We start from the raw sequence: 16,380 nt of genomic DNA, 5'->3' as shown, positions 1-16,380 counted from the left end.
GAAAGCGCCTTGGCGAGTTCCGGCCGCGAGGCTTTCGCCCCCGACATATGCTCACGAAAAATCTCGACGCAGCCGGCCGCCTTCAGCACATCGGTCTGGGCGTCGGTGACCTGATCCTCGGTCGAGACGCGGGCGTAGCCGATCAGGGGCATGGGTCAGGCGACCGGCTTCGAGGTGAGCGAAGGAGGCGTCCTCACTACGAAATCCAATCAGGAGGCAACTCGTCGCCGGGATCCGGCGCGCGGTCGGGCGCTTGCCGAAGAATCTCCGACAAACCGGAGCCGCTCGCGTTTCCAGCGCGACGCTTCAGGAACTCGGCCGTCGTTTCGACGACGCCGACTTTCTGGGCGACGGCCGTCGCAATCCATTGATTCAATGAAACGCCATCCTGTTTCGCGAGTCTGGCAGCCTCCTTTTTGAGGGAGGTGGGCAGCTTCAGGGGATAAGTCGCTTTGCTCATTTTCCGATCCTTTCCAGCACGGCGCCTGGCGTCAAAACCGGAATCCCGAATTTCGGGACCGCTTGATGGAAGTCACGCACATTATGCGTCACGATACACTCGGCTCTTCCGTTCAAAGCGACCTCCAGAACCATTTCGTCTGCCGGGTCTGACAGTTGTGGTCGCCAGCTGAAATGGGGCTCCACGGGCTCGCACAGCGCCGCAAGCTCCTTGAGAGCTTTCGAGACCGCGCTCGGATCGAGCCCGTGCGCGTCCCGCTGTTCCGGTCGTTGGAGAACGTCCTCATATTCGAGAAACAAGGCCGTCGAGACGAGCGGGACGAGCCGCCGCTCGGCCACGAGGTTCAAAATTACGAAACTCGCGCCGCGCGAGCTGCGGAATGCCGAGACGATGACCGAGGTGTCGAGAACGAGGCGCTTCATGGCCTAATATAATACATCCTATGGGATGTGTCACTGGCCATAATTCCAAAAGTGCAAGTTATTACAAATCAGTCGTTTGAAAACGCAGCCGAAGGCCGAGGTTCGCCGCCGCCACCCAGGGGAAAGTAGGAGAAAGGCCTGAAAAACACGCCTTTTCGTCGATTTGCTGGCCGAAAGCTCGTCTCCAGAGCCGTGACGAGGCTCGCTTTCGGCGGCCGCGGCGGCGCTTTTCGATCCAAGCCGCGAAGGAGAAAAAGGCATATTCTATCACTCAAGCTAAAATCGAAATAACTTGAAAAGTATCTTGATGCTCACGGAATTAGAATGCGGTTAGATCTTCCCGGCTCGGTTTCATTCGAGCGCCTGCAAACGCCCTTCGAGAGCGCGTCGGACGCCCTCGCGCGTTTCGACGAGCAGCTTCGCTCCAATCTCATCGCTGAAGCTTTCGTTCTTCGCGTGTATTTCCATGACGCCAGCGCGGACTTGTGGCGCGCGGGCGAATTCGTCCAGATCGCGAAGCCTCGCTGCATGGCCCATTCATCGTTCGTCTCGAGCAGGATCGCGCCGATGAGCCGGGTGATTGGCGTCCTCGTCGGGGAAGATGCAGACGACCTCGGCGCGGCGTTTGATCTCGCCATTCACCAGCTCGAGACCATTGGTCGAGTAGATCTTCGACGGGCTATGAGCGAGCGCGTTGTGCATGATGCGCGCCCCGCAACGCTGCCAGCCGGCGCGCCGTCGCTCGGCGATTGGATTGACAGGTGGCGGCCTTCAATTATGGTTTTGGCATGGCTATCTCCGATGCGCGCTTTGCTCTCCGTCCTCGTGGATTGGTCGCGCTCGTCGCCGTGCTTCTTTTGCTTCAGTCCTTCGCCGTTTCGGCGTCTGGGCTTGGACATATTAGCGCCGATGGACCGGCGTTCGAGCGGCTCTGCGCCAATGCTGCCGTGGACACGCCTCCCGGCACCGCCGCCGGGCATGTTGCGCATCGCTTCTGCGTCCTATGTGCAGCCGTCCGGCGAGCGGATCCGCTCGGCTTCGACGCGCCCTGGCGCGCTGTCGCGCAGGACACGACCGGGGAGCCGCTGCGCGTCTTTCTGGCGTTGCGGCCGCCGGGATGGATGAGTTCCTGGTCATCGCAAGCGCCGCCTCACAGGGCGTGAGCGACGCGCCGTCGGCGCCCTGTTGCTCGATCTCGCCTGTCTGCGCGCCCTATTCGGGTTCCCTTGCCTTCGCGATTCGTCGGCCGCGAGCCACGAAATCGCATTCTGGCGCATTTCTCGAGCTTTTCGATGGCCATGCAGAATTCCGACAGGCTCGGCGCGGCGCTGGCGCGCCATTCGCGCGAGCTGCTTCGCTTTTTCACCCGCCGCGTCGGCGCGGACGCTGCGCCCGACCTCGCCCAGGAGGCGATGTTGCGGGTTCTTCGCTATTCCGAGCGCGAGGACGTTCGCGAGACCTCGGCGCTGCTTCGCTCTGTGGCTGCGAATCTCGCGCGCGACCATGCCCGCCGAGCGGTTCTCGAAAGCCGTTTCCTGGTGCGCGGGCTCGAGGTCGACGACCTCGTTCCCGACGAGCAGTCGCCGGGCGCGCGGCTGGAGGCGGAGCAGTCCATGAAGCGTTTCGCCGAGGCGCTCGAGACGCTGCCGCCGCGCTGCCGACAGGTGTTCGTGATGCGCCGTTTCGACGACCTGCATCAAGAGGAGATCGCGCGCCGGCTGGGCATCTCGCGGAACATGGTGGAGAAGCATCTGCGGGCCGCCTTCCGCCATTTGCGTGGAGCGCTCGATTGAAAAAGGTCGGGACCTCCTTTTTTCGCCGCCTCGCGCGTCTTATGGTCGGATCGCCCCGTCCTCCGGGGGCTCGGACGAGAAGCACGCTCAATCTATGACCCGACTCGAGATAGACAAGGAAGACTCCGAGCGCTACGACCTCGCCGCGCAATGGTGGGTTCGCCTCGACGCGGGGGCCCTGTCCGCCTCGGAACTGCGCGCTTTCCGCGCCTGGCTGGCGAGTGATTCCCGCAACGAGGCCGCCTTCGAGGAGGCCTGCGACCTTTGGGGAGCATGGGAGCGCGCCCCGAAGGCGCTCGCCGAGGCCTATGTCGGAACATGCGCGCCGAGGCCCGGTCGTCGATGGGCGCCGCGCGTCGCCGCGCTCACCGCCGCCTGCCTCGCGCTGGCGCTTGCCTTCGAGCCTCTGTCGATGATGTGGCGGGCGGATTTTCGCACCGCGACGGGCGAGTTCAGGACTATAACCCTGCCAGACGGCTCGCGCGTCCATATGAACGCCGACACCGCGCTGGCGATGGATTATGGCGGCGATCGACGACGTCTGTCGCTGCTCGCCGGGGAAGCCTGGTTCGAGGTCGAACCTGATCCGACTCGTCCCTTCGTCGTCGTGGCGGCGGGCGCGGAAATCGCCGCGCGCGGCACCGCTTTCGACGTCGCGACCGACAGCGCGCGCACCGAGGTAACCGTGACCGAGCACGCCGTCGAGATTTCGGGCGCAGGCGCACCGTTACGAGTCGAGGTAGGGCGACAGACGGCTTTCGGCCCCGGGCTGTCCGCCGTCGAACCCTATGAGGTCGATCCCGAGCGCGTCACCGCCTGGCGGCGTGGACGACTCTATTTCAAGGACAAGCCGCTCGGCGACGTCATCGCCGCGCTCGGGCGTTATCATCATGGACTCGTCCTCGTCACGAACCGCGCGATCAAGGATCGCCGTGTGACCGGCGTGTTCCGCACAGATCAGCCGCTCGAGGCTGTGCGTGCGATCGAGAAGTCTCTGGGCCTCGCATCGACACGGCTTTCCGATTATCTGATCGTTCTCCACATGTGACATAAATGTCACTGTGAGAAAAAGGCGCTGCGCCCCAGCTCCTGTTTTTCGATCTCCCGCGTCTTGGGAAACGGGCTCGTGTGAGCCACGCTGCCGAGCAAGGAGGCCGAAATGGCGCGAGAGGGGACGATGATATTCGACAAGAGCCGCAGGAGAGCGGCGGCCGCCACGGCCATCGGCCTGTTCATCGTCGCCCCATCGGCGCTGGCCATCAACACGCCCTCGGCCCGCGCCAACATCGCGCCGCAAGCGTTCGCGATTCCCGCCGGATTGGTCGCCGATGCGTTGAACCGCCTCGCGGACGTGAGCGGCGCGCAATTGGTCTACGATGCGGCGCTCACGCGACATGCCCGCACGCGCGGCGTCGCAGGAAAGCGGACACTGGAGGCGGCGCTAGACGAGCTGCTCGCAGGCACGGGCCTCACCTATGAAGTCGACCCGTCTGGCAAGACGATCGCCATCGTGCTCGCGCAGGCCGGAACGACGATGAACGATGGCGCATCCGGCCTCGAATCTCTGCCTCCCATCGAGATCGGCGCCGAAGCGCGCGCAGCGGGGGCTCGCACGCCGGGGGGGCCTGCGCGCTTGGCTGCAGGCGCCGGCGACCGCATGACGGGGTACAAGACAGACAAGGCGGGCTCGACCAAGCTCGACGCGCCGCTGATGCAGACGCCGATCGCCGTTCAGAGCGTGACGCGACAGACGATGGACGATCAGCAGGCGGTGAGCGTCCAGGACGCCGTCGTCGGCAATGTCAGCAGCGTCGCGCCGGCGCCCGGCGGCAACAGCTATTGGCAGACGCTGACGATCCGCGGCTTCACGACGACGTCGGTCTCCGGCTACGGCATGTCGCAGACCTATCGCAATGGCTTGATGCAGCCCTTCGTCATGAATCCGAGCACCGCCAATGTGCAGTCGATCGAGGTCGTGAAGGGGCCGGGCGCGGTCCTCTATGGTCGAGTCGAGCCGGGCGGCTTCGTGGATATGATCATCAAGCGCCCACTGACGACGCCCTATTACTCCATCGAGGAGCAGGCTGGCTCCTGGGGCCGCACACGCACCACGGTCGATGCGACCGGGCCGCTCACCGCCGACAAGACCTTGCTCTACCGCCTGACCGGCGAGTATCAGCACGCCGGCTCTTTCGTCGATTACGTCACCAGCCAGAATGGCTTCGGCGGATTGACGCTCACCTATCGTCCCGAGGAGCGGCTGAAGGTCAATCTCGATCTCGAATATACGGATCTCTATGGCCCCGACAACGCCGCCAATTTTCCGGCGATCGGCAATCGTCCCGCCAATGTTCCAATCAGCCGCTATTTCGAGGACCCGACCGTCACGGTCAATAATCCCAGCCGTTACATGCGGCGTTTCGTCGGCTTCGACTGGGAATATAAGCTCGATGAGACTTGGAGCCTCGTCAATCGCTTCTCCTATTCCAACGCGCGGCTTCTATCGTCGGGCGAATTCTTCAATTGCGTCTATGATCCGCCCTATCCGACCGGCTGCGCCGGCGCGAAGGCAGTCGGCGACGGCGTGAACTCGCTCATTCTCGGACGCAACAATCTGCATTCTATTTCCACCAGCCTGGACCTCAAAGGCAAGTTCGACACGGCTTTCCTTCATCACGAGATGATGATCGGAACGGACCACATCAACTCCGCTTCGTCGAACAACGCTTATTATGTGTTCAGCTCGCAGCCCTTCTGGTCCGGCTGGCCGCAGTTCAACGTCTTCAACCCCTATTACGCCGGAACCGGAGCCTGGGGTCAGCTGAAGCCGGGCTCTGGCTTCGCGCTCATCAAGAATCAGGACTGGCAGGGAATCTACGCGCAGGATCTCGTTTCTTTCTACGAGGACAGGATTCACCTGCTTCTCGGCGGACGCTATGATTGGGCCTCGGCGACGAGCAGCACGCAATTCTCGTCGAGCGCTCTCATCAACAACGCCCTCGACCTCGCGAGCTTCAAGGCCGCGCACATCTCCGATCACTCCTTCAGCCCGCGCGTCGGCCTCCTGATCCAGCCTCTGCCCTGGCTCTCCTTCTACGGCAATTACACGGAGTCCTTCAGCCTCAACAACGGCCTCAATTCCGTGACCTTCGCGCCGCTCGGACCACAGAAAGCGGCGCAATGGGAAGGCGGCGTGAAGATGGAGCTGCTCGATAAACGTCTGTCGGCGACCTTCGCCTACTACGACATCAAAAAAACCAATGTGGCGCAGAAGAGCGTCGTCGCGCCGACAGGCATTTACGACCTCCTCGACGCCGAGAGCAAAGGCGTCGAGATGGACCTCGTCGGCTATGTCGACGACAATTGGAGCATCATCGCCAATTACTCCCACACCGAAGCGCGCGTGACGAAAGGCGAGCCCTTCAATCCCGCCGACCCGCTCGATCTCTCCAAGGAGGCGCCGGTCGCCGGTCATTGCCTGCCCGGCGTGCCGGACAATATGGGCGCGGTCTGGATCAAATATGATGCGGACGGCGTGCTGCGCGGGCTGACCGCCGGCGCGGGCGTGCAACGTGTCGGCACGGCGCAAGGCGACCCCGCCAACTCCTTCCAGATGCCTGCCTATACCATCCTCAACGCCATGCTGGGCTATCGCTTCGCGCTCGGCCCGACGCATGTGACCGCGCAGGTCAATGTAAACAACCTCACCAATGAGACCTACTTCTATGGCGCGACCAGCTTCACCAACCGATATTCGCTGACGCCGGGACTCCCCCGCAATGTGCTCGGCTCCCTACGGGTGGAGTTCTGAGCGCGCGAGGCTCGAAGGCCTCTCGCCTTCGAGCCTCGCCAGATCGAAGGAGGTCGAAAAGGCTGCGCCGAATCCAAAAAGTCAGGACGAAGGTCTTGTCCGTTGCAGTAGCGCCACATGGCTCCCGTCTATGGACGGACAAGCGATCTCGTCCAAACCGCAGGCGAACGCGGATTGGCGCAGCGCAGCCGTCTGGCTCGATGAGAAGATCGGCGCCGAACGGAGTTCTGACGCGACAACCTTTCCAGTGGGACCTAAGAGGCGCGCGAGTTCCAATGTAAAAAGCCGTGGCCCGGTCCTGGCGCGATGACGGTCATTCTCTCCCGCACGAATGGCGACAAAATCGTTCGCGGGTCGTGGACCAGAAGACGCAGAAAGCGCGTCAACAGATAGACAAAATTTGCGACGCAGCCGGTGCTCGCGCGCCCCATTAATCGAAAATTTAATTGCCTATTTTTCCACGCGAAGACATTCATCCAGAAAGTGATCCGGGGCGGCGTTCCCGACGATCGCGCATCCTCTCGTCCGACCCGCGTCGATAAATTCGGAACGCCTCCATGTCCTGCGTCGGCCGCGACGGAGTGGCGACGAAAAGTCGAGCAAAGAGCGCCGAGGAGGTCGCGTGAATTGGGCTAATGCCGGCGCCTTCGCCATAGTGGCGGCTCTGTCTTGCGTCGAACTCATCGATGCGTCGGCGCGCGCTTCCGAAAAAGCGATGGCCGCCGAGCGGGCGGAAACGTCGACCCGAGACGGGGCCAGGATTGCGCCCGATATAGATCGGCTCCCCGACGATTCCAGAGGGCGCGAGGTGCGAATGGGCCGCGCCCTCATCATCGAAACTTATAAGCTTATCGGACCGGAAAGCCGCGATCCGCAGAGCCGATTCTGCCGGCAACAATCTATCTTGCCAGAATTGTCATCTCGACGCCGGCGCGAAGCCGCATGGGCTTTCTCTGGTCGGCGTCTTCCGCGATTATCCGCGCTATGCGGCGCGTGAAGGGGCGATCGAAACGATCCAAGACCGCATCAACGACTGTCTGACACGCAGCCTCGACGGTCGACCTCTACCCGTCGACTCCAAAGAGATGAACGCGATCGTCGCCTATATCGCTTTTCTTTCGACCGGCGTGGAGTAAGCGAGGCGAGGCGCTGGCCAAATGGCAGAGCTGACGCGCCCGGCCGATCCGAAGGAGGGCGCGAAGGCCTTCGCCGAGAATTGCGCCGCATGTCACGGCGCCGACGGGCAGGGCAAGCGCAGAGGCGTCGTCGGCGACGCCGAAGGCTACGAGTTTCCGCCGCTATGGGGTTCCGACAGCTTCAACGATGGCGCCGGCATGGGGCGATTGATCGCTGCGGCGAATTTCATCCACGCGAACATGCCCTTCGGCGCGACCTACGATCATCCGGCGCTGACGATCGAGCAGGCTTGGGACATAGCGGCCTATATGGTTTCGATGGATCGGCCGCATAAGGTCGACATCGACAAGGATTTTCCCGTCGGCGTCGAGAAATTCGTCGACGCTGGATATGGGCCCTATGTCGACGGGCTCTCTCCGTCCCAGCACAAATTTGGCCCATTTCAGCCGATCCGCGACAAGCTCGAAGCGATGAAGCGTTTGAAGTCCGGCGGACAGGCTGGGTCCTCGAGCGGCGAGGCGGCGTCGAAGGGTCGATAGGAAGACGCCGAACGCCGATTTCGAGAACATCGAGCGAGGGCAGGCCGAGACGGTGGGATCCGTCACGACCTCTGCTGCCACGCGCGTTCTTTTGCGGGTGCTAGGACTTCGTCGCGGCCTGCGTCGCCATTTCGCACAGAGCGCAGGGCGATTCCGCGGCGGGGGGCGGAGAGACCGGGCCGCTCCAACCGCCGCCGAGCGCCGTCATCAGCGACAATGCCGCTTGCAAGCGTCCCGTGCGCAAAGCGATCGCCTGACGCTGCGCGGCGAAGGCGTCGGATTGCGCCGTCACCACCTCCACATAGGTCACGACGCCCTCCTCATAGAGCTTCAGCGAGATATCGAGCGTCTTATTGCCGGCGATGACGGCGGCGGCGATATCCTTTTCCTGACGATCGAAATAGCGAATGAGCGCGAGCGCGTCCTCGACCTCGCCATAGGCGCGCAGGACGACGCTCCGGTAATGCGCCACGGCCTCGAGATAGGCGGCCTCGGCGTCGTGCAGATCTGCCGAATGCGCGCCGCCGTCGAAGATCGGCAGCGTCACGGCTGGCCCGAGCGACCAGAGGCTGTTGCGCGCGTTGAAGAGGCTGAGACCCGTGTCTTGCGTTCCGCCGGAAAGATTGATCGTGAAGCGTGGAAAGAACGCGGCGCGCGCGACTCCGATCGAAAGATTGGCGCCATAGACCTTCCGCTCGATGGCGGCGATGTCGGGGCGGCGCTCGAGCAGCTGCGACGGAGCGCCGAGCGGAATCGTCGGAGCGGCGACGCGCGTCTGCGACGACGGCAGAGAAAAGCTCTCCGGCGTGTGGCCAGCGAGAATGGAGACGGCATGTTCGAGCAGCGCGCGGCGCGCCTCTATCTCCGAGAGCTGGGCCTTCGCGAAGCCGATCTGGGTCTGCGCGCGCGTCACGTCGGCGGGCGAGGTGATGCCGCCGCCGACACGTTTCTGCACGAGGGAAAGCGAGCGGCCGTAGGCCGCGACGATGCGCTTCTGCAGCGCGATCTCATTGTCGGCGCCTTGCAGGTTGATGTAGTCGCGCGCGAGCTCGGCATGTAGGCTCAAGGCGACGGCCGCGAGATCTGCTTCGGACGCCTGCGCCTGCGCGACGCCTGCGGCGGCGAGATTGCGGACGCGCCCCCAAAGATCGATCTCATAGCTCGACTGCATCGACAGCTGATTGTCGCCGTAAAAGGTCGGCGCGTTTATGGGCAGGCCATGGGACTGCGCCGATCGCGCGAAATCGGAGCCGCTCGGATAGGAATTGGCCAATCGAAACGGGCGGTGCAATGATTCCTTGTTCTCGGTCAGTTGGCCGCTCGCCGTCAGCGTCGGCGAAAGGCCGACGGCGGCTTTCGCGGCCAAGGCGCGCGCCCGGTCCATGACGGCCATGGCCTGGCCGAGGTCTGGATTGAATTGGTCGAGGTCGCGCTCCAGCGCGTCGAGGCGCTTGTCTCGGAAGGCGCGCCACCATGATTCTCGCGGACGTAGATCCGACGGATCGGCGGAAGACCATTGTAAGCCGCCATCGCTCGGGAGGGCGCGCTTTTTCTCGGCGGCGGATCCGTCTCCTTTCGCTTCCTTGAAGCTCTCCGGCGTCTCCAAGGTCGGCGCGACATAGGACGGCGCGAGATCGCAGCCACTCAAAGATACGCATGCCGTCATTAGGAAGAATCGACGCAAAAATTTCATCTCGCCTGCGCTTCCTTCCGCTCGCTGTCCTTGATTCTCACCGCGACTCCGTCATGCACGGATTGCCATGGCGTGCGGATCACGCGATCGGTCTCGAAGAGACCCGCCGATATTTCGAGCGACGGTCCGAGATCGCGAGCGATCTTGACGGTCTTCATGCGCACGACCCCATGGTCGTCGACAGTCGCCACTTGTGGCGACGCATTGATGAATACGAGCGCGCTCGCCGGCAGGAGCAGCGGCGCCCCTTCGGGAGGAAGAGCGATCCTGATCTGTCCGAAAGCGCCCGGCAACAGCGCGCGATCGGGATTGTCCGCCTCGAATTGCACGAGCAATGTTCTGGAGCCGGCGGCGATCGCGCTGGCTGTCGTCACGATCTTCGCCGAAAATTCGCGCGTCGGATATTGCGGCAGCGTCAACCGCGCGGTCAGTCCCGACGTGATCTTCGCCGCATAGGCCTGCGGCGCGCGGACATAGATGCGCATTTTATGGATGTCCGCCACGCGAAACAGCTCGCGCCGCCCGGCGCCGGCGTCGACCAAGGCGCCGACGTCGACATTGCGCGCGGTGACGACGCCGTCGAAAGGCGACGTCAGATTGAGATAGGCTTCGAGAGTGACGAGTCGATCGAGATTGGCCTGAGCCGCGTTCTGAGAGGCGGCCGCCGCCTCCAGATTTCCGGTCTTTTCGTCCGCGCTCTGGGGCGACACCGCCGCCTCGTTACGGAGCGTGGTCCAGCGCTTCGCCGTCGCCCGCGCGAGATTTTGCTCCGCCTTGCTGCGCGCGAGAAGGCCTTTGGCCTGCTCGACCTGCTGGTTGAGGTCGGGCGCGTCGATAACGCCCAGCACGTCGCCCGCCTTGACTTGCGCGCCGATGTCATAGGCCCAGCTCTTCAAATACCCATTGACGCGCGCATAGATCGGCGCGTCGACGAACGCCTCGACATTGGCCGGCAGCACGAGCTCTCGGGTGGCGGTCGAGAGCGTCGGCATACATAGTTCGACCGTCGGAATCGCCGCATCCTGCGTGACGCGCGCGAGCTCGGCGTCACGCGCGCGCCGCGAGAGGATGCCGAAGCCGGCGAGCGCGAGAATGACGCCGATAGCGATGAGGCCTCTCGGACGTAGCCTGCGCAAGAGTTCCGCCTGCGCCAGCGGATCGGGCGCATGGAGATGGGGCGGCTCAGGGTGCGACATTCGCTTGCTCCAATTGCGTGTTCTTCCGCTCGTCGCCTTGCGCGCGCTGCGCTCGGCGATGGGCGAGGAAGCCATGCGCGAGACTGAATGTGACTGGCAGCAACAGCAGCGTGCCCAGGGTCGCGAAGGTCAGGCCGCCGATTACTGCGCGACCGAGCGGCGCATTCTGCTCGGCTGAGAGCGCCATAGGCGCCATGCCGATGATCATCGCGAGAGCTGTCATGATGACCGGGCGAAAGCGCGTCACGCCCGCCGCCGCCGCCGCATGGAGCGGAGTGTCGCCGTGATCGAGCCGCTCGCGCGCGAAGGCGATGACGAGATTGCTGTTCGCCGTCGCGACGCCCATGCACATGATCGCTCCGGTCAGCGCCGGCACGGAAATGGTGGTCTCGCTCAAAAAGAGCATCCAGACGATGCCGGCCAAAGCCGTGGGCAGTCCAGAGACGATCAAGAAGGGATCCAGCCAGGATTGGAAATTGACGACGATGATGAGGTAGACGAACACGATCGACAGGGCGAGGCCGAGCAACAGATCCGCATAGGCGCTGCGCATCGTGGCGATCTGGCCGCGCAGCACGAGATTGGAAGCCGCCGGCGCTTCGTTGCGGGTGTCGTCCAATATTTTTTGAACGTCGTCCGCGATCGCGCCGAGGTCGCGGCCGCGGACGCCGGCATAGATGTCGAACGCCGACTGACTATTGAAATGGGTGACGACGCCGGAACTCCAGCCGCGTCGAATAAAAGCATGATGGTGAACCGCTCCGCGAATGGCTCGAAATGAGCTAGACGAAACGATGGAGGGAGAATGAACTGGTTCTTCCTCACGTCCTGCGTATTCTTCCGACGAAGGCCATAGAGCTTTTCGGCGAGGGTGGAATCTTTAGGCGGCGATTTCGTCGGCCGCTTTCGGGGTGGACGCACGCTGTGCTTTCCAGCGCCACGGCAGATGTCACGTTGCCCTTAACTCCACTGTCGGGATAAATCTTAATTGGGCTCTGCTTCACTCTCGGTGCAAATTGGAATCCTGGAGAGGCGGTGTCCGCGCGCGTCATAGCCGTGAGCTTGATTTTCGTGTAGCCATTTCGGATTGAAATAGCGCGTGCGCAATTCCGTCTGGAGCGTCTTTTCCGCCGACTGGATGTTGGTCTTCGCGAGATTTCGAAGGTCGTTGACGAAGAGCGGCGTCTCTCTGCCGGTGATTTGCTTCGCCGCCAGATTCAAGCCGCCGAGAAAAGCGGCCGGCATCGGATTGTCGAGCCGCGCGTTTACATCGCTCGTCGGCGGCGGTGTCGCCGCATCCATCTTCGCGAGATTCAGCCTAGAGCGTGGTCCGAGCATGGCGATTCAATAAAGCGAGGCGGATTCCCATATCTGAAGCGGAGCGCTGATCGGCATCGAGCGGCGCGATCGGCTGGGAGGGGATCATGACGCTGTCTATGGATCTTCGCGAGAAGGTGATGAAGGCGATCCGGGGCGGGATGTCGCGCCGACAGGCGGCCGCACGGTTCGATATCGGTCCGGCGACCGCCGTGCGCTGGGCCAAGCGGGTCGAGATCACCGGCGAGGTCGCGCCGGCCAAGATGGGCGGCGACCGCCGCTCGCGGCGCATCGAGGCGCAGGCGGATTTCATCCTCGCGCAGATAAAGGACAAGCCCGACATGACGATCATGGAGCTGCGCGACAAGATCAGGGAGCGCCACGGGCTCGCCGTCGGCTATGAGACGGTGTGGCGGTTCCTCGCGCGCCATGGGATCACGCGGAAGAAGAAGACCGGCCATGCCGCGGAGCAGGACGGGGAAGAGGTCGCCTCGGCGCGAGAGGAATGGTTCGAGGGCGAGCTCGATCTCGACCCGGAAAAGCTCGTTTTCATCGACGAGACGAGCGTCTCGACGAATATGGCGCGGCGCTTCGGCCGGGCGCCGCGCGGGGAGCGTTGCCGGGCGTCGGTCCCGTTCGGACATTGGGAGACGACGACGCTGATCGCAGCGCTGCGCGTCGATCGCATCGACGCGCCGATGATGATCGACGGCGCGCTCGATGGCCGCTCGTTCCTGGCCTATGTCGAGCAGGTTCTGGCGCCGACGCTCTGCGCAGGAGAGATCGTGGTGCTGGACAATGTGAGCACCCACAAGGTCGTGGGCGTGCGCGAGGCGATCGAAGCGAAATGCGCGAAGCTCCTTTATCTTCCGCCCTATTCGCCGGACTTCAATCCGATCGAAAAGTCCTTCTCCAAGATCAAGTCGGTTCTCCAGCGCATCGCGGCGCGCACCGTCGATGCGCTCGACGCGGCGGTCGCCCAGGCCCTGCGAAGCGTCACGCCGAACGAATGCGCGAATTACTTTGCGGCATCCGGCTATGATGCAGCTTGATCGGATTCCGCTCTAAAGGCCGTTTGCGAGTAACGCCCATAGTGTCCGCCGCCATAGGCATGAACAACTCCGCTATTCGCTGGATTGGGCGAGAAATCGAATGCGCGGCGAGCAATCGCGCATCGATATCGTTTTCTCCCTTCGCGCGTTGCTTGGCGGTCGAAATGGCCATGGATTTGGATGGGATTGTCGGATTCTGGACTGGCGGCGGCCAGCTTCGGAGCATCTGGATGATCGAATCCATGTTTCGGATAGACGACGGGCGGCGCGATTTCGCTATCTATCTTCGCGCCGCCGATCACGCCGGTGAGATAGGCGATCAGCGCAGCGTCGTTCTCGAATCGTTCCCCGGGGAAGGTGGTCCAAGGCAGCGACCCGCGAGCTAGGAGACCTGCCATCATTCGTGGTCACGCGCGAAAGCGTCGGGCGGGGCGCCCCGAGGCGGCCGAAACCCGTGTCGACGCAGTTCGAGCGTCGAATCTTACGTGGAGACCATTCGGTCGAACGCTTGGGCCTCCTTCGAGGCTTTACGACGGCGGCTGCGGTGGTAAACTAAACCGTTCAGTCTAGTCCGCCGCCGGGTGAGGAACGCAGGATCATGCCGCTCGTCGTTTCGATCGACCAATGGGATCGCCCCGTCGAAGGGCGCGCGTCCTGGAAGAGCGCCGCTTGCGCATCCAGCGGGGGCAAAGGGGCTTTGGATCGATCGCTATGAGACCGTCACCCCTTGCGCCGACGGAAGCGCTGGAATCTTCGGCGGGTCGGAAAGAGACCCAGATCGTCTCTGCGGCCCGAAGCGAGTTTCTGAAGCGCGGATTCGGAGAAACCAGCATGGAGTCGATCGCGCGCGCTGCGGGCGTGTCGAAAACGACGCTCTACGCCTATTTCCAAAGCAAGGAAGCGCTGTTCAGCCATTTGATCCAGTCGGAATGCGATGAGAAGCGCATGTTCGAGCCTGCGCCCATGATCGGAAGCTGCATCGACTCGGCTCTTCGAGGTTTGGGAAAGGAATTCATTCTCCATTTTCTCTCACAGGACGAAACCAAATTTTTCCAGACCGTGTCCAGCGAGCGGCTCCGCTTTCCTGGACTCTGCCAACTCTATTTCCGCACTGGTCAAAATAAGGCGAATGAATTTGTCGCCGCCTTTCTCGAAGACGCCAAAGCGCAAGGCTGGTTGACCTTCGGCGACGCCCATCTCGCGGCAAATCAATTCCTCAATCTCATATTGTCCGATCTGCCGATGCGCGTCGCTCTGGGCCTCGACCTGCCGAACGAGGCGGAGGCGGAGAGAGTGATGGAGGCGGGAGTATTCGTATTCTTGAGCGCCTATCGGGCGGCGCCGGACAAAAGCGCGTGACGCCGCGGCGTTCCGCGAACGTCACGACAGCGTCCGTTCCTGCGCCCACCATCGCCTACGAACAATTGGGGAGAGTTGTGCGATACGGGTCGAAACGTCGCCGATGAAACGCGACGCGCGCCGCCTTTCGGAAGCGAAAGGGCGGCGCGTATGGCTCGGCGTTGCAGTGTGCGAGGCGTGCGTCTCGATCCCGAGCGCCTCACCTGCCGCGCGACGCGACAGGCGGCCGCCTGATCCAGCCCCACAGCACGAACAGCGATAGGCCGAGGAGAGGAAGATTCATCGACAACGCGTTCGTCTCGCCCCGCGTGATATGGAAGCCGATCGCCAAGACTTGGATGATGGAAAATCCCGCCGCAGCGAGCGGCGTGAGGCCCGGCTTGACGCCGATCAATGCGGGCAGGACGATTCCGACTGCGCCCGCCAGCTCGGAATAGCCGATGAAGCGCAGCAGCCAGAACGGAATGTCGGTAGCATAGGCGACGCCCATCGTCGCCAACGCCTCGGGCGTTGCGATGCTCTTCATTGCGCCTGCGGCTCCATACAGAAGCGCGAGCAGAATCTGCGCGATCCAGAGAGCCGCTCGCCAGCCCAGAGACGGGCGAACGGCGCTTGTCGCGATTCCAGCTTCAGTCATGAGATTTCTCCTTTGCTTTGTGAGGGATTTGCGGCGGACGAACCGCGCGCATTCACGCTCGTTCGATGGACGCTTCGTTCAAGGGCGCTCGGATCTTCGCCATGGGCGTCAATCGGCCCATCTCGCCGGCTCGATAGCGCGCGAAGGCGGCGTCGATCTGCGATTGCTCGTTCATGATGAACGGCCCTTGCTCGACGACCTGCTCGCGGATTTCTGCGCCCGAGAGGATCAGCAGACGGGCAGGGCGCAGGGCCTCGAGAGCCGCCGGCGTATCGTCGCCGCGCAGCGTGACGGCCTGCTCTTCAGCTAACCGTCGTTCGTCGTCTTCGGCGCGCACGAGAATTTCGCCGTGAAGAACATAGACGAGCGCATTGTCGCCGGCCGCGACGTCGAATGAGAATCCTCGACGCAGCTCGACATCCAGCAGGCGGAAAGGCTCGACCGGAACGAGCGGTGAGGAGAGTCCTTCGAAGGATCCGACGATCACGCGCACATGGTCGCCATCGGCGCTGCGCCATTCTGGCGCTCCACCACTTTCGAGATGGAGGACATGCGGCGCCGTCAGCTTGCGGCTCGAGCTCGCGTTCACAAAAATCTGCACGCCATGAAGCTCACGACCCGCTTCGGACGGCGCCTCCTCATGGATCAGGCCGCTCCCCGCCTGCGTCCAGACGATTCCACCCGGGCCGATCACGAGATCGTCGCCGAGCGAGGTGCGGCTGCGCAGGCCTCCATCCGAATCCGGGAGCACATAGGTGACGGCGGCAAAGCCGGCGTGCGGATGCGGCTGGAACGGCGACGTGCTTATACGAAAGTGGTCCAGCAGCATGATGGGCGAGGCCGCGACGCCGAGCGCGCCGCAATCGACGCTGCTGACGGAAAGACCGAGGCCGAGGGTCCGGGTCGTCGCGGGGACGACGCGAGAAATGCGAGTAGACATAGAAGGTTCCTTTGCAGTTCTCGG

14 protein-coding genes and 3 pseudogenes are annotated in these 16,380 nt (G+C 63.0%); 6 read left to right on the top strand and 11 right to left on the bottom strand.

The window, feature by feature from the left end; translation table 11 throughout:
- The 4 genes and pseudogenes from ACT53T_RS19125 to ACT53T_RS19110 form a co-directional block, all read right to left on the bottom strand.
- Positions 1–152 (bottom strand): recombinase family protein (locus ACT53T_RS19125; RefSeq protein ID WP_476162454.1); only part of this gene is annotated, 152 nt, incomplete at its 3' end.
- Between the two features lie 44 nt (positions 153–196).
- Positions 197–460, bottom strand: a complete 264-nt coding sequence (locus tag ACT53T_RS19120; RefSeq protein WP_476162449.1) for a toxin-antitoxin system HicB family antitoxin — start codon at positions 458–460, stop codon at positions 197–199.
- Positions 457–882: a putative toxin-antitoxin system toxin component, PIN family gene (locus ACT53T_RS19115; RefSeq protein ID WP_476162448.1), complete on the bottom strand. Its 426-nt coding sequence runs from the start codon at positions 880–882 to the stop codon at positions 457–459. Before ACT53T_RS19115 ends, ACT53T_RS19120 begins: the two co-directional genes overlap by 4 nt.
- A 515-nt stretch (positions 883–1,397) precedes the next feature.
- Positions 1,398–1,557: pseudogene (locus ACT53T_RS19110) on the bottom strand (transposase); the annotation flags it as partial.
- 617 nt (positions 1,558–2,174) lie between these two features.
- Here ACT53T_RS19110 and ACT53T_RS19105 point away from each other — a divergent pair.
- The 4 genes and pseudogenes from ACT53T_RS19105 to ACT53T_RS19090 all read left to right on the top strand — a co-directional run bounded on the left by ACT53T_RS19105 (position 2,175) and on the right by ACT53T_RS19090 (position 8,162).
- Positions 2,175–2,675 carry an RNA polymerase sigma factor gene (locus tag ACT53T_RS19105; protein WP_476162447.1) on the top strand — a complete coding sequence of 167 codons (501 nt, stop codon included), beginning with the start codon at positions 2,175–2,177 and terminating at the stop codon, positions 2,673–2,675.
- 94 nt (positions 2,676–2,769) lie between these two features.
- Complete coding sequence (locus ACT53T_RS19100) at positions 2,770–3,723, top strand: FecR family protein (protein ID WP_476162446.1); 954 nt, start codon at positions 2,770–2,772, stop codon at positions 3,721–3,723.
- 111 nt (positions 3,724–3,834) lie between these two features.
- Positions 3,835–6,486 carry a TonB-dependent siderophore receptor gene (locus ACT53T_RS19095; protein ID WP_476162445.1) on the top strand — a complete coding sequence of 884 codons (2,652 nt, stop codon included), beginning with the start codon at positions 3,835–3,837 and terminating at the stop codon, positions 6,484–6,486.
- Between the two features lie 652 nt (positions 6,487–7,138).
- Positions 7,139–8,162: pseudogene (locus ACT53T_RS19090) on the top strand (c-type cytochrome).
- A 100-nt stretch (positions 8,163–8,262) separates the two neighbouring features.
- Here ACT53T_RS19090 and ACT53T_RS19085 read toward each other — a convergent pair.
- From ACT53T_RS19085 to ACT53T_RS19070, 4 genes and pseudogenes are all read right to left on the bottom strand, one after another.
- Positions 8,263–9,828 carry an efflux transporter outer membrane subunit gene (locus ACT53T_RS19085; RefSeq protein ID WP_476162444.1) on the bottom strand — a complete coding sequence of 522 codons (1,566 nt, stop codon included), beginning with the start codon at positions 9,826–9,828 and terminating at the stop codon, positions 8,263–8,265.
- A gap of 23 nt (positions 9,829–9,851) precedes the next feature.
- Complete coding sequence (locus ACT53T_RS19080; RefSeq protein WP_476162443.1) at positions 9,852–11,051, bottom strand: efflux RND transporter periplasmic adaptor subunit; 1,200 nt, start codon at positions 11,049–11,051, stop codon at positions 9,852–9,854.
- A pseudogene (locus ACT53T_RS19075) lies at positions 11,038–11,796 on the bottom strand (efflux RND transporter permease subunit); the annotation flags it as partial. The pseudogene ACT53T_RS19075 and the gene ACT53T_RS19080, both read right to left, overlap by 14 nt.
- A gap of 239 nt (positions 11,797–12,035) precedes the next feature.
- Complete coding sequence (locus tag ACT53T_RS19070) at positions 12,036–12,353, bottom strand: cobaltochelatase subunit CobN (RefSeq protein ID WP_476162442.1); 318 nt, start codon at positions 12,351–12,353, stop codon at positions 12,036–12,038.
- 122 nt (positions 12,354–12,475) lie between these two features.
- On the opposite strand from ACT53T_RS19070, the gene ACT53T_RS19065 reads away from it, so the two are divergent.
- Entirely contained in the window at positions 12,476–13,420 is a 945-nt protein-coding gene (locus ACT53T_RS19065) for an IS630 family transposase (RefSeq protein WP_476162441.1), read from the top strand.
- Here the strand turns inward: ACT53T_RS19065 and ACT53T_RS19060 are convergent.
- Positions 13,405–13,821 (bottom strand): hypothetical protein, encoded by a 417-nt coding sequence (locus tag ACT53T_RS19060; protein WP_476162440.1) that lies wholly within the window; start codon positions 13,819–13,821, stop codon positions 13,405–13,407. The two genes, ACT53T_RS19065 and ACT53T_RS19060, sit on opposite strands and share 16 nt — an antisense overlap.
- 310 nt (positions 13,822–14,131) lie before the next feature.
- Here ACT53T_RS19060 and ACT53T_RS19055 point away from each other — a divergent pair, with 310 nt between their 5' ends.
- Entirely contained in the window at positions 14,132–14,779 is a 648-nt protein-coding gene (locus tag ACT53T_RS19055) for a TetR/AcrR family transcriptional regulator (protein WP_476162439.1), read from the top strand.
- Between the two features lie 199 nt (positions 14,780–14,978).
- Here ACT53T_RS19055 and ACT53T_RS19050 read toward each other — a convergent pair whose 3' ends face one another.
- Together ACT53T_RS19050 and ACT53T_RS19045 are read right to left on the bottom strand one after the other, a co-directional pair.
- Positions 14,979–15,416: a DoxX family protein gene (locus ACT53T_RS19050; protein ID WP_476162438.1), complete on the bottom strand. Its 438-nt coding sequence runs from the start codon at positions 15,414–15,416 to the stop codon at positions 14,979–14,981.
- Positions 15,417–15,468: 52 nt separating this feature from the next.
- Complete coding sequence (locus tag ACT53T_RS19045) at positions 15,469–16,356, bottom strand: pirin family protein (protein WP_476162437.1); 888 nt, start codon at positions 16,354–16,356, stop codon at positions 15,469–15,471.
- Positions 16,357–16,380: the final 24 nt, after the last annotated feature.

Source organism: Methylosinus sp. DMC45 (assembly GCF_056313885.1).
The sequence above is the reverse complement of the archived record's forward strand: the minus strand, read 5'-3'. Positions and strand labels throughout refer to the sequence as shown.